Genomic DNA, 12,294 nt, shown 5'->3' on the forward strand with positions numbered 1-12,294 from the left:
AAAACTGTGGGACAGCAGTGCCGCCGTTACGGCTTTTATAGTCGGATAAACTCAGTGCTTACCAAGCTTCTCACGGATCTGATGACCACTGTACGCCGGTCGCAGCTCAGCTGCGTTTCAGCAGACATAAAAAAACCCGCCGGAGCGGGTTCTTTGTGATCCGATAAAACTCAGTGTTTACCAAGCTTCTCGCGGATCTGCTGAATCGTACGCAGCTGTGCTGCCGCTTCAGCAAGCTGAGACATTGCGCGGGAGTAATCAAAGTCTGCACCCTGATTTTCCATCGCCTGTTCAGCGTGTTTCTTCGCCTCCAGTGCCGCGGCTTCATCGATGTCGTTTGCACGAACAGCGGTGTCGGCCAGGATGGACACTGAATTTGGCTGTACTTCGAGATAGCCGCCAGAGACGTAGACAATCTCTTCCTCGCCGCCTTGCTTAACAATGCGGACAGGACCCGGCTTGAGCGGAGTCAGCAGGGCTGCGTGGCCAGGCTCAATACCCAGGTCACCCAAAGCACCAGCCGCGATTACTCGCTCGACCAGACCAGAGAAGAGCTTCTCTTCAGCGCTGACGATATCGCAGTGGACGGTCATTGCCATGTTCTATTCCTCTGTTCAGAGGAGGCAGAGCGCTGCACAAGTACAGCGCCTGCCCGCCCATTACATGTTGTTGGCTTTCTCGATGGCTTCGTCGATAGTACCGACCATATAGAACGCTTGTTCTGGCAGGTTATCGTAGTCGCCATTCAGAATGCCCTGGAAACCACGGATGGTTTCTTTCAGAGACACGTACTTACCAGGCGCGCCTGTGAAGATCTCTGCCACATGGAATGGCTGAGACAGGAAGCGCTCGATCTTACGTGCACGGGCAACCAGCTGCTTATCTTCGTCGGACAGTTCGTCCATACCCAGAATCGCGATGATGTCTTTCAGCTCTTTGTAGCGCTGCAGAACACCCTGAACGCCACGAGCGATGTCGTAGTGTTCGTTACCGATAACCAGTGGGTCCAGCTGACGAGAGGTGGAATCCAGTGGGTCGATCGCTGGGTAAATACCTTTAGACGCGATATCACGTGACAGTACAACAGTAGAGTCAAGGTGCGCGAAGGTGGTCGCTGGAGACGGGTCAGTCAAGTCATCCGCAGGTACGTATACCGCCTGGATCGAGGTGATCGAACCAGTCTTAGTAGAAGTAATACGCTCCTGAAGAACACCCATCTCTTCTGCCAGTGTAGGCTGGTAACCTACCGCAGATGGCATACGACCCAACAGTGCAGATACCTCAGTACCAGCAAGGGTGTAACGATAGATGTTATCAACGAACAGCAGTACGTCTTTGCCTTCGTCACGGAACTTCTCAGCCATGGTCAGACCAGTCAGTGCTACACGCAGACGGTTGCCTGGTGGCTCATTCATCTGGCCGTATACCATGGCTACTTTAGACTGTGCTTTGTCGTCCAGGTTTACAACACCAGACTCAGCCATCTCGTAGTAGAAGTCGTTACCTTCACGAGTACGCTCACCAACACCTGCGAATACAGACAGACCGGAGTGTGCCTTCGCAATGTTGTTGATCAGCTCCATCATGTTTACGGTTTTACCAACACCGGCACCACCGAACAGACCAACTTTACCACCCTTAGCGAATGGGCAGATGAGGTCAATAACCTTGATGCCGGTTTCCAGCAGGTCAGTGCTGTTCGCCTGCTCATCAAAAGATGGAGCATCACGGTGAATTTCGTAACGCTCTTCTTCGCCGATCTCACCACATTCATCGATCGGGCGACCGAGAACGTCCATGATACGACCCAGAGTTGCATTACCAACTGGTACACGGATAGGTGCGCCAGTGCTAGTTACTGGAAGGCCACGCTTAAGACCTTCAGTGGAGCCCATCGCAATAGTACGGACAACACCGTCGCCCAGCTGCTGCTGAACTTCGAGGGTGGTCTCAGTACCATCTACGGTCAGGGCGTCGTAGACCTTAGGTACATCTTCGCGTGGGTATTCCACGTCGATGACGGCACCGATGATCTGTACGATACGTCCGCTCATTTTCGGTTCCTCTTAACTTAAAACCTGTTCGCTGCCCGGCTTATACTGCCGCGGCACCGCTGACGATTTCTGAAATTTCCTGGGTAATAGCCGCCTGACGAGCCTTGTTATACAGCAAGTTCAGCTCGGTGATCATGTTGCCGGCGTTATCGGTGGCGTTTTTCATCGCCAGCATACGCGCAGCCTGTTCACAGGCATTGTTTTCTACTACACCCTGATAGACCTGAGATTCTACGTAACGCACCAGCAGACCTTCGAGGATCTCTTTGGCGTCTGGTTCGTAGATGTAATCCCAGTGACCTTTCAGTTCTTCGTCCTTTTGTGCCTTGAGTGGCAATAACTGCACCGCTTCAGGCGATTGGGTCATGGTGTTCACGAAACGGTTGTAGATGATGTAGAGACGATCGATCTTACCTTCATCGAACGCTTCCAACATTACCTTCACCGCACCGATCAGGCTGGCCAGCTCTGGAGCGTCACCCAAGTGAGACTGGGAGGCGACAACATTGCCACCGAAGCTGTTGAAGAACAGAGATGCTTTTGAGCCGATTGCACAGTAATCAACTTCAACACCCTTTTCTTTCCACTCTCCGGCTTGCTGGGCGAGGCGCTTGAACATGTTGTTGTTCAGGCCACCACACAGGCCACGGTCGGAAGACACCACGATATAGCCAACACGCTTGACGTCGCGGTCCTGCAGATAACGATGACGGTATTCAGAAGTCGCATTGGCCAGGTGACCGATCACATCACGGATTTTATCCGCATATGGACGGCTCTGTTCCATGCGCTGCTGAGCACGACGCATCTTACTCACAGCAACTTTTTCCATTGCTGAGGTAATTTTCTGCGTGCTTTGTACGCTCGAAATCTGCTCTTTAATTTCTTTACCGACTGCCATAATGCAACCTTGTTAACTGAGTGAATCCAGCTGGCGATTCATAGAACCGCCAGCACCGGACTTACCAGGTCTGAGTGCTCTTGAATTTCTCAATACACTCTTTCAGACCTGCCGCGATCTCGTCATTGAAGTCGCCCTTCACGTTGATCTTCGCCATCAGTTCAGCGTATTCGCTGTTGGCGTAGCTCAGCAGAGCAGCTTCGAATGCCTGAATCTTGGTCACTTCTACGTCTTCAAGGAAGCCTTCAGTAGCAGCAAAGATCGACAGACCCATGTCCGCAGTAGACATTGGAGCGTACTGACCCTGTTTCATCAGTTCAGTAACGGCTTTACCGTGCTCCAGCTGCTTACGGGTAGCTTCATCAAGGTCAGATGCAAACTGTGCGAATGCCGCCAGTTCACGGTACTGAGCCAGTGCCAGACGGATACCACCGCCGAGCTTCTTGATGATCTTGGTCTGTGCAGCACCACCTACACGGGATACAGAGATACCCGCGTTCATCGCCGGACGGATACCGGAGTTGAACAGGTTGGTTTCCAGGAAGATCTGACCATCGGTAATGGAGATCACGTTCGTAGGTACGAACGCAGATACGTCACCACCCTGAGTCTCAATGATCGGCAGAGCCGTCAGTGAGCCAGTCTTACCTTCAACACCGCTGACCTGCTTAACGTAGTCAGCGTTTACGCGACATGCGCGCTCAAGCAGACGTGAGTGCAGGTAGAAAACGTCACCTGGGTATGCTTCACGGCCCGGTGGGCGCTTCAGCAACAGGGAGATCTGACGATAAGCCCAAGCTTGTTTCGTCAGGTCATCGTATACGATCAGAGCATCTTCACCGTTGTCCAGGAAGTACTCACCCATCGCACAACCACCGTATGGAGCCAGGAACTGCATTGCTGCAGGATCAGCGGCGCCAGCGGCTACGATGATGGTGTGCTCCAGGGCACCGTGTTCTTCCAGCTTACGTACAACGTTAGCGATAGAAGACTGCTTCTGACCTACGGCAACGTAGATACATTTAACGCCAGTACCTTTCTGGTTGATGATGGCATCGATCGCCATCGCCGTTTTACCAGTCTGACGGTCACCAATGATCAGCTCACGCTGACCACGGCCAACCGGAACCATGGAGTCAACAGCTTTGTAACCAGTCTGCAGAGGCTGATCAACACCCTGACGTGCAATTACGCCTGGTGCAACGCGCTCAACAGGAGCGGTGGTATCAGTCTCAATAGGACCTTTACCATCGATTGGGTTACCCAGTGCGTCAACCACACGACCCAGCAATGCTTTGCCAGTAGGTACTTCAAGAATACGGCCAGTACACTTCGCAGTCTGACCTTCAGCCAGACCTTTGTAGTCACCCAGTACAACAGCACCAACAGAGTCACGCTCCAGGTTCATTGCCAGGCCGAATACGCCGCCTTCAAATTCAATCATCTCACCGTACATAGCGTCGGCAAGACCGTGGATTCGAACGATACCGTCGGATACAGATACGACGGTGCCCTCGTTCTGGGCTTGAGAAGTAACATCAAGGCTTTCAATACGCTTCTTGATTACTTCACTGATCTCAGATGGATTCAGTTGCTGCATGAATCGTCCCTCAAACTAGGATTTCATCGCTTCGGCTAACTTTGACAGTTTGCCAGTTAAGCTACCGTCTATAACCAAGTCCCCGGCACGGATAATGGCGCCACCGATGAGAGACTCATCGACTTCGCTGGTTACCCGTACGTCACATTGCAATTTGGCTTTTAAGGCAGCTGCCAGTTTCTCTGCCTGGGCATCGCTCAGCTCGTATGCTGAAGTGACGACAACATCTACTGCGTTCTGCAGTTTTGCCTTCAGTTCTTCATAGAGTTCAGCGATTTCAGGCAGTAATGCCAAACGCTTGTTTTCGGCCAATACGGCCACCAGGTTTTTGGCTGCTTCGTTCAGCTTGTCGCCACATACGTCAATAAGTGCCTGTGCCTGCTGTTCAGACGTCAGGGAAGGATGCACCAGTACCTTCGCCAGATCGGCGTCGGCTGCGAAAGCCGACAGGGTTGCCAGGTCATCAGACCAGGCGTCCAGTGCACTCTTCTCACTTGCTTCAGCAAACACTGCCTTTGCGTATGGCCGAGCGAGAGTTGTTAATTCAGCCATGGAAAACCTCGCTTAGAGTTCTTTGGCCAGTGAATCCAGCAGCTCATCGTGAGCTGTTGCATCTACTGATTTGCCAAGGATTTTCGCTGCACCGGCTACTGCCAGTTCAGACACCTGCTTACGCAGAGCTTCTTTAGCGCGGTTTGCCTCTTGCTCAACTTCAGCTTGAGCAGCAGCTACGATGCGCTCACCTTCGGAACGAGCATTATCTTTTGCTTCGTCCACGATCTGGTTCGCACGTTTGTTCGCCTGTTCGATGATTTCAGCAGCTTTCTCTTTTGCTTCACGCAGCTGGTCCGCGGCTTCTTTCTGAGCCAGTTCCAGATCACGTGCAGCGCGGTTAGCTGCGTCCAGACCATCGGCAATTTTCTTTTCGCGTTCTTGCATAGCCGTCAGCAGGTGAGGCCATACAAACTTCATGCAGAACCACACGAAGACGCCAAAAGTGATGATCTGGCCGATCAGAGTCAAATTTAAGTTCACGCCAGAGCCCTCATGTTCGTTGATTAAGGAAGTTCGTTAAGAAATGAACCCTTAAGCTGCGAACATCAGGTACAGGCCCAGACCAACGCCGATCATAGGTACGGCGTCAAGCAGACCAGCGATCAGGAACATTTTACCCTGAAGCATTGGACCCAGTTCAGGCTGGCGAGCAGTACCTTCCAGCAGACGACCACCCAGCAGACCAAAACCGATAGCTGTACCCAGAGCACCCAGACCAATCATCAGAGCCGCAGCCAGGAATACCAGACCTTGTTCCATAATTTTCTCCAAATAGAAGTTAAGTTAGTTAAGTGAATTTAAGGTTTAAAAATTAATGATCTTCGTGCGCCATGCTCAGATACACGATGGTCAACATCATGAAAATGAACGCTTGCAGTGTGATCACCAAAATGTGGAATACCGCCCAGGCCCACTGCAGAACACCAGCCATCAGGCCCAGTGCAATACCCGCAGAGAACATCAGTGCGATAAGAATAAAGATCATCTCGCCGGCGTACATGTTTCCGAACAGACGCAGACCCAGAGAGATAGGCTTAGCGATCAGGGCAACGATCTCCAGGAAGAAGTTCACTGGGATGAAGATGGCCTGAACGACAGGATTTTTAGCGCTGAATGGCTGCAGCGTCAGCTCAGCAACAAAGCCGCCGATGCCCTTGATCTTGATCGAGTAGAAGATCATCAGAGCGAATACGAAGATTGCCATACCCAGCGTGACGTTAACGTCAGTTGACGGTACGACCTTCATGTAATCGATACCCACGGCCATGGCCAGAGTAGGCAGAACGTCAACCGGGATAAGGTCCATGAAGTTCATCATGAAGACCCAGGTAAAGATGGTCAGAGCCAGCGGTGCGACGAGCGCGCTGCGGCCGTGGAAAGATTCTTTTACGGTGTTGTCGATGAATTCAACAATCATTTCAACGAAGTTCAGGAAGCCGCTTGGCACGCCTGTGGTCGCTTTCTTAGCCATACGCCAGAACAGGAACATAATCAGGGCGCCCAGACCAAAAGACCAACCCAGTGAATCAACGTGAACCGCATTGAAACCCATTGCAGACGCTTCAGCGCCGCCGTGAGCGAAAGTCCAGGTTGCTTCAGTCAGCTCAGTGGTTGTGCCGTCTTCGTTTTCACGAACATAGCCTGCTGGCAGCTTGCCATAGGTCAGGTTCGTAAGGTGGTGCGAAATATACTCTTGGGAGTTACCAGCCATCGTACACTCTCAGATTTTAAGGTTTATAAATTGGCGATTCTTGCTGAGGCGATGTGCCCCAGCTGCACTGTTATGAAACCAGCAAACAGTGCCAGAACATTCAGAGGCTCAACGCGTTGGAAGATGACACCAAAACACAACGCTGTGAGCACAAACTTCCAGGATTCACCCTGGTAAAACGATTGCACCACCTGAGTGGCTGCCCTTGCACCGGTGTAGCGGAACGCTCGCCAGATAAAGTAGGCATTCGGGAGGGCGCATGTCAGTCCTCCGAGCAATGCCGATTTGGCGGCCACATCGCTGTGAATCCAGGCCAGAGCTGCAGCTATCAGGGTCAGGACCAGCTGTAAAATAATGATCCTGTAAACCGGTGGACGCGGTATCGAAGACAACCTGTGCTCCACTTCTTTGATGCTGAATTTGCAACGCTCTGTTTGAGCAACCCATTTTCAGGGCGCGAGGATTATAGGGGCTACGGCCCCGCGCATCAACAGCAAGCAGGCCGATTCAATGAGATATTTGTAAGACAGGGCCGACATGGCCGCAGATGATGGGCTGACTGCTGAAATCAACCCCTATAACCGCAGTTAACGAGGGGTGATCTGCACAGAAACCCCTTTCGACGGTAAGGGCATTGAGGTAGGAATAGATCCCGGAGTCACTACCGGAAGCTCACTGCGCACATCTGGCTTCGGCGCTGCGCCGGTTTCCGACTCTTCTTTACCGGTTTCTTCATTCGTTCTCTGTTGTTCCAGACCGGTAAGGTAGTCGACCCGGGTGTTACCCAGAGACGAATCATCGAGCATCATCATGGGGCGTGGTGTCGCCACCGCGGTCGCCGAAAGCAGCAGGGCGCTGCACATCAGAATTTTCATAGGCAAGTCCTCTGTTACTAACAAGTTTAGTAAGCAGAGGCTCGCCTGCAGGGAAGTGTCAGTTAAGGCACGGCATTTAAGGCCGACCGTGGCGTTTACTGAATGTGATCGAGAATACCGTCCAGCTCATCAAGGCTGGTGTAGTTAATGACCAGCTTACCTTTGCCTTTCGCTGAGTGCTGAATTGCCACTTTTGCCCCAAGGCGTTCGCCTAACATACGTTCGAGGCGCTGAATATCCGGATTCACCAGCTGCTTACCGTCGGCTTTCTGGTCTTTGCCATCCAACAGATTACGCACCAGAGCTTCGGTCTGGCGTACAGTCAGAGCACGGGCCACAACATCGGCTGCAGCGCTGCTCTGTTGCTCAACGGGCAAACCAAGCAGCGCTCGGGCGTGACCCATTTCGATATCGCCGTGCTCAAGTAATACTTTGACGTCGTCGTTAAGATTCATCAGGCGCAGCAGGTTGGCCACTGTCGCGCGGTTTTTGCCCACGGCTTCTGCCACTTCCATCTGAGTCAGTTCAAACTCATGCTGCAGGCGATGCAACGCCATAGCCTCTTCCATCGGATTGAGGTTTTCACGCTGGATGTTCTCAATAAGCGCCATGGCGATGGCTGCTTCATCGGGTACGTCACGGATCAGCGCCGGAACCCTATCCAACTGCGCCAGCTGACTCGCGCGCCAGCGACGTTCACCGGCGATAATTTCGAAACGATCAGTCTGCCCAGGCAGCGGGCGCACAACGATCGGTTGCATAAGGCCCTGCGCCTTAATAGAAGCGGCCAGCTCTTCCAGTGCTTCTGGCTGGATATCACGGCGTGGCTGATAGCGGCCCGGCTGAATCCACTCGACCGGAAGGTGGCGCAACTCACTCTGAGCAGAAGAGCTGCCCGTTGGTGAGCTGGCTTCGCTGTTTTCAGCTGTGCCGACCTGCTCGTCTGCTTCTACCGAGTCACTGACAGGGACTGCCGCACTGTTGGAGCTTGCCAGCAGTGCATCGAGACCACGGCCTAAGCCACGTTTTTTCTTTGTTGCCATCTATCGTTTCCATCTGCCCTGAGGGCGGTAATTATTTGCTCGCGGTCATACGCCGGTTAAGTTCACCCGCCAAAGCCAGATAGGCCAGAGCGCCTTTTGATGCCTTATCGTACATCAACACCGGCAGACCATGACTCGGCGCTTCCGCAAGGCGCACATTGCGCGGAATAACGGAGGTAAAGAGCTTATCGCCAAAGTGTTCTGTCAGCTGATCAGATACATCTTTGGTCAGGCTGTTGCGCGGATCGTACATGGTGCGGATCAGACCGGTAATCTCGAGCTGCGGATTTGGACCAGACTGAATCGAGGTAATGGTCTGCATCAGTGCGCTCAGTCCTTCCAGTGCGTAATACTCACACTGCATCGGAATCAGAATGCCCTGCGCGGCGACAAGCGCATTCAGCGTCAGCATATTCAGTGAAGGCGGGCAGTCGATCAGGATATAGTCGTACTCTGGAAGCAGCGCCTTGAGCGCGTTATTCAACTTCTGCTCTCGTCCAGTCACTTCCATCAGCTCAACTTCTGCCGCCGTCAGGTCGCCATTCGCAGGGAGCACATCGAAATTGGCTTCTGGCGCCGAGGTTAATGCCTGCCCAGCACTGCAGTTAGACACCAGAACGTCGTACATGGAACGTTCGATTTCGTACTTATCCACACCACAACCCATGGTGGCATTTCCCTGCGGATCGAGATCAATCAGCAACACCCGGCGCTTAGTCGCCGCCAGCGACGCTGCCAGGTTGACCGCCGTCGTCGTTTTACCAACACCACCTTTCTGGTTAGCAATAGCAAAAATGTGAGTCACGCTGTTGATCCTTATGAGACAACCGGTAGCAGGCGCAGCAGATGACGCTCGCCGTCCACGCCCGGTATTCGAAGTTCGGTGACCTGAGTAACCTCAAACTGGCCTTTCAGGTCATCTATTTCCTGCTGTGGATATTGTCCTTTCATGGCCAGAAAACAACCATGGTCAGCACGCAGATGCTTACACCAGCCGGTCATATCAGCGAGTGAAGCAAAAGCACGGCTGACAATCATATCGAAAGGTTCAGGGGGATGATATGCCTCGACTCTGTCATTGACGATAGTGACATTTTCGAGTGACAGAGAGGTCTTTGCCTGAAACAGGAAGCGCGTCTTTTTGCCGTTGCTGTCGAGCAGGGTAAACCGTTTCTGCGGATTCATAATCGCCAGAACGATACCCGGAAGGCCCGGGCCGGTGCCTACATCAATAATGTTATCCGCATCCTGAACCGCCGGATGGACCGCCAGACTGTCGAGCAGATGCAGCGCCACCATGCCGGACTCATCGCGGATGGCGGTCAGGTTGTAGGCTTTGTTCCACTTTTGCAGAAGCGACAAATAGCCGAGCAGGGCAGTGAACTCTGCATCGGTTACGGCAATGCCGAGCGCGTCAGCGCCAGCACGGAGCTGCTGTTCAGATGTACTCATGACCGGTTTATTCAGCAAGGAAGAAAGGGCGCGAGTTTATCACAGGTTAGCGATCAGTCAGACTGAGCAATGATAAATCCGGACGAATGAGCAATGCGCTTACTTGCTGTGCACGCAGCCACTCCTCTCCGGCTTCTTCCTTCAACATGGCGATGGTCGAGAGTGTACCCGCCAGCAGGCAGGACGGCGCAACCACAGTCACAGATGCCCAGTAATCCACCGGAAACCCACTTTCAGGATTAAGAAGGTGACAATAGCGCTTGCCGTCTTTTTCGAAGAAGCGCTCGTAGTCGCCGCTACTTGCCATACCGCCCTGATATACGGGCAAAGATGCGATCGCGTTTTCCGTGTCACGCGGATGACGCACGCCCAACTGCCAGGGGCTGCCATCTGCATGCGGCCCGAGAACGCAAAGATCGCCACCCAGATCGACCACACCGCGGTTAATGCCTGCCTCGCGAGCGATCGCGGCTGCGGCATCGACTGCGTACTCTTTACCGATACCGCCAAGATCCAGCTCCATATCAGGCGGCATCGTCAGGTGCGCCTCTGATATTTCAATGCGGCTTAGTCCGATCCGCGGGAGTAACCGCGCCAGCGTGGCCTCTGAAGGTAACTGCCCTGCGCGGAAATCCCAGGCCTGACGCAGAACCCCAGAAGAAATATCAAACAGGCCATCACTCTGCTCGAAGCAGGCACAGGCATAGTTAATCAACCAGAGCGTTTCGTTATCCAGGCCCACTGTCTGGCCTGCGCGCTGGTTAATCTCCGAAAGAACGCTGTCATCGCGATAGCGACTGTATTTGGCTTCGATACGACGGACCTCTGCCTCCATGGCGTTGATCACATCAGTTGGTGTGCCGGCCGGGAGATGGAAGCAGCAGGGCGACGCCATGGCACGAAACTCATGTGCCAGATAGGTCGCTCTGGCGTCAGAGTGTTTTGTACTCAATCCCAAGGCTCACTATTGAATAGTCCACCAGCGCCGGCGCTTCGTCGTCAGGCGTCTGCAGCAACATCATATCTTCGGATGACATGTATTGCTGAATGTCGCCACTGATCTGCCAGCGCCCATAACCCACACTCGCTGCAAGACCGACGTTAAATGCGCCGTAGGAAGACAATCGATAATCCGAACTACTGTATTCACCGGCTTCAGCGGGCGTCAGCCGATAAAAACTGGCCTGCGTTTGCCGGTAGTAGCGTAACGAAGGGATCAGTTTAAAACTGAAGCGCCCGGCGTTCAGTGCCTGCGCCCAGCGGGTTTCCAGCGTGTTGGAATAAATGCCCCAGCTGTCGGTGTAAAAGCGATAATCAAGATGCAAAGCAGCACCGCCCCCCACCGCAAAGTAATGCCGCGCACGCGCATCAATCAGATACTGAGAGCGCTCACCCGGGCGGTGATCGTCCAGCTTATAAGGATCTGACAGATATCCGGAGAGTCGGGTGAATCCAGCGCCAACCTGTAAAGCCAGATTCTTATTGATCACCTGAGATACGCCCTCGTAAAGAGAAACGCTACGTTTCACCCGGCCATCGGCTCTGCGTCTGGCTTCTGACAGAAACTCATCCGTCGGTGCCAGTACGTCATACGACAAGGTCAGTGAACCCATCAGAGTCGTGTGTTTGTTCATCAGATTGAGGGAGCCTTCTGCGCCAACGGCCACCGAGTCGTAGTCATTCTCAGTCGAGATCGCCAGTAAGCCCCCCAGGGTGCCATCAACACTATCTTCGAAGTAGCGGGTAGGAGCGAGCTTCAGGTCAATCCTACTCTCATCAATGCTGGCACCGCTCATCAACACAGCACTCTGGCCTTCCGAGTTTTTGTAGGTCTGCATGGGCGATGCGCCTGACATCGTCTCATACTGCAGCTCGCTGTTCAGATACCACTGACCGGCTAATGGCCGGCGGTAGCCGAGCTGGTGAATATCAATACTGTACCGCGCCGTTTCATCAGAAAAGGTTCGCGACTCAGGTATATCGACTTCCTGATACTGGCTGAACCGATAACTTACTGCCTGCTCTGTAGGTACTGGCTCGGCCTGTCCTGCAAGTGGCGCCGCTGCCGCTGCCAGGGCCGCCAGAGAATTCATAGTTTTCTTC

Annotated in this window: 15 protein-coding genes; all 15 read right to left on the reverse strand. The window is 53.2% G+C overall.

Annotated features, from left to right (window positions below; genetic code table 11):
- Positions 1 to 170: 170 nt before the first annotated feature.
- The 15 genes from B3007_RS00005 to B3007_RS00075 all read right to left on the reverse strand — a co-directional run bounded on the left by B3007_RS00005 (position 171) and on the right by B3007_RS00075 (position 12,284).
- The gene (locus tag B3007_RS00005; RefSeq protein WP_068436747.1) at positions 171 to 599 is read right to left on the reverse strand and encodes a F0F1 ATP synthase subunit epsilon; all 429 of its coding nucleotides are present in this window, start codon (positions 597 to 599) and stop codon (positions 171 to 173) included.
- A 60-nt stretch (positions 600 to 659) separates the two neighbouring features.
- Positions 660 to 2,054 carry a F0F1 ATP synthase subunit beta gene (gene atpD / locus B3007_RS00010; RefSeq protein WP_273087981.1) on the reverse strand — a complete coding sequence of 465 codons (1,395 nt, stop codon included), beginning with the start codon at positions 2,052 to 2,054 and terminating at the stop codon, positions 660 to 662.
- A 40-nt stretch (positions 2,055 to 2,094) separates the two neighbouring features.
- Complete coding sequence (gene atpG, locus B3007_RS00015; protein ID WP_068435183.1) at positions 2,095 to 2,955, reverse strand: F0F1 ATP synthase subunit gamma; 861 nt, start codon at positions 2,953 to 2,955, stop codon at positions 2,095 to 2,097.
- A gap of 61 nt (positions 2,956 to 3,016) precedes the next feature.
- Positions 3,017 to 4,555 (reverse strand): F0F1 ATP synthase subunit alpha, encoded by a 1,539-nt coding sequence (atpA, locus tag B3007_RS00020; protein WP_068435185.1) that lies wholly within the window; start codon positions 4,553 to 4,555, stop codon positions 3,017 to 3,019.
- 15 nt (positions 4,556 to 4,570) lie between these two features.
- Positions 4,571 to 5,107 carry a F0F1 ATP synthase subunit delta gene (locus B3007_RS00025; RefSeq protein ID WP_068435187.1) on the reverse strand — a complete coding sequence of 179 codons (537 nt, stop codon included), beginning with the start codon at positions 5,105 to 5,107 and terminating at the stop codon, positions 4,571 to 4,573.
- Between the two features lie 12 nt (positions 5,108 to 5,119).
- Complete coding sequence (locus tag B3007_RS00030) at positions 5,120 to 5,590, reverse strand: F0F1 ATP synthase subunit B (protein WP_068435189.1); 471 nt, start codon at positions 5,588 to 5,590, stop codon at positions 5,120 to 5,122.
- A gap of 51 nt (positions 5,591 to 5,641) precedes the next feature.
- Positions 5,642 to 5,869, reverse strand: a complete 228-nt coding sequence (atpE, locus tag B3007_RS00035) for a F0F1 ATP synthase subunit C (RefSeq protein WP_015488783.1) — start codon at positions 5,867 to 5,869, stop codon at positions 5,642 to 5,644.
- A gap of 52 nt (positions 5,870 to 5,921) precedes the next feature.
- Entirely contained in the window at positions 5,922 to 6,821 is a 900-nt protein-coding gene (gene atpB / locus B3007_RS00040; RefSeq protein WP_068435191.1) for a F0F1 ATP synthase subunit A, read from the reverse strand.
- Between the two features lie 23 nt (positions 6,822 to 6,844).
- Entirely contained in the window at positions 6,845 to 7,213 is a 369-nt protein-coding gene (locus B3007_RS00045) for a F0F1 ATP synthase subunit I (protein ID WP_273092219.1), read from the reverse strand.
- A gap of 195 nt (positions 7,214 to 7,408) precedes the next feature.
- The gene (locus B3007_RS00050; protein ID WP_301377730.1) at positions 7,409 to 7,696 is read right to left on the reverse strand and encodes a hypothetical protein; all 288 of its coding nucleotides are present in this window, start codon (positions 7,694 to 7,696) and stop codon (positions 7,409 to 7,411) included.
- A 95-nt stretch (positions 7,697 to 7,791) separates the two neighbouring features.
- Positions 7,792 to 8,739, reverse strand: a complete 948-nt coding sequence (locus B3007_RS00055) for a ParB/RepB/Spo0J family partition protein (RefSeq protein WP_301377731.1) — start codon at positions 8,737 to 8,739, stop codon at positions 7,792 to 7,794.
- A gap of 31 nt (positions 8,740 to 8,770) precedes the next feature.
- Positions 8,771 to 9,544 carry a ParA family protein gene (locus B3007_RS00060; protein ID WP_068435200.1) on the reverse strand — a complete coding sequence of 258 codons (774 nt, stop codon included), beginning with the start codon at positions 9,542 to 9,544 and terminating at the stop codon, positions 8,771 to 8,773.
- A gap of 11 nt (positions 9,545 to 9,555) precedes the next feature.
- Positions 9,556 to 10,191, reverse strand: a complete 636-nt coding sequence (gene rsmG, locus B3007_RS00065; protein ID WP_297533636.1) for a 16S rRNA (guanine(527)-N(7))-methyltransferase RsmG — start codon at positions 10,189 to 10,191, stop codon at positions 9,556 to 9,558.
- 46 nt (positions 10,192 to 10,237) lie between these two features.
- Positions 10,238 to 11,143, reverse strand: a complete 906-nt coding sequence (locus B3007_RS00070; protein WP_301377733.1) for an FAD:protein FMN transferase — start codon at positions 11,141 to 11,143, stop codon at positions 10,238 to 10,240.
- The gene (locus B3007_RS00075) at positions 11,124 to 12,284 is read right to left on the reverse strand and encodes a DUF3570 domain-containing protein (RefSeq protein ID WP_301390997.1); all 1,161 of its coding nucleotides are present in this window, start codon (positions 12,282 to 12,284) and stop codon (positions 11,124 to 11,126) included. Before B3007_RS00075 ends, B3007_RS00070 begins: the two co-directional genes overlap by 20 nt.
- Positions 12,285 to 12,294 lie beyond the last annotated feature (10 nt).

Source organism: Thalassolituus sp. UBA675, assembly GCF_002297765.1.
Lineage (GTDB): Bacteria > Pseudomonadota > Gammaproteobacteria > Pseudomonadales > Oceanobacteraceae > Thalassolituus.

What these genes read in the sequence shown, in the direction of transcription:
- B3007_RS00005 (WP_068436747.1), bottom strand. Translation starts at nt 599, where the DNA reads ATGGCAATGACCGTCCACTGCGATATCGTCAGCGCTGAAGAGAAGCTC.
- atpD (WP_273087981.1), bottom strand. Translation starts at nt 2,054, where the DNA reads ATGAGCGGACGTATCGTACAGATCATCGGTGCCGTCATCGACGTGGAA.
- atpG (WP_068435183.1), bottom strand. Translation starts at nt 2,955, where the DNA reads ATGGCAGTCGGTAAAGAAATTAAAGAGCAGATTTCGAGCGTACAAAGC.
- atpA (WP_068435185.1), bottom strand. Translation starts at nt 4,555, where the DNA reads ATGCAGCAACTGAATCCATCTGAGATCAGTGAAGTAATCAAGAAGCGT.
- B3007_RS00025 (WP_068435187.1), bottom strand. Translation starts at nt 5,107, where the DNA reads ATGGCTGAATTAACAACTCTCGCTCGGCCATACGCAAAGGCAGTGTTT.
- atpE (WP_015488783.1), bottom strand. Translation starts at nt 5,869, where the DNA reads ATGGAACAAGGTCTGGTATTCCTGGCTGCGGCTCTGATGATTGGTCTG.
- atpB (WP_068435191.1), bottom strand. Translation starts at nt 6,821, where the DNA reads ATGGCTGGTAACTCCCAAGAGTATATTTCGCACCACCTTACGAACCTG.
- B3007_RS00050 (WP_301377730.1), bottom strand. Translation starts at nt 7,696, where the DNA reads ATGAAAATTCTGATGTGCAGCGCCCTGCTGCTTTCGGCGACCGCGGTG.
- B3007_RS00055 (WP_301377731.1), bottom strand. Translation starts at nt 8,739, where the DNA reads ATGGCAACAAAGAAAAAACGTGGCTTAGGCCGTGGTCTCGATGCACTG.
- rsmG (WP_297533636.1), bottom strand. Translation starts at nt 10,191, where the DNA reads ATGAGTACATCTGAACAGCAGCTCCGTGCTGGCGCTGACGCGCTCGGC.
- B3007_RS00075 (WP_301390997.1), bottom strand. Translation starts at nt 12,284, where the DNA reads ATGAATTCTCTGGCGGCCCTGGCAGCGGCAGCGGCGCCACTTGCAGGA.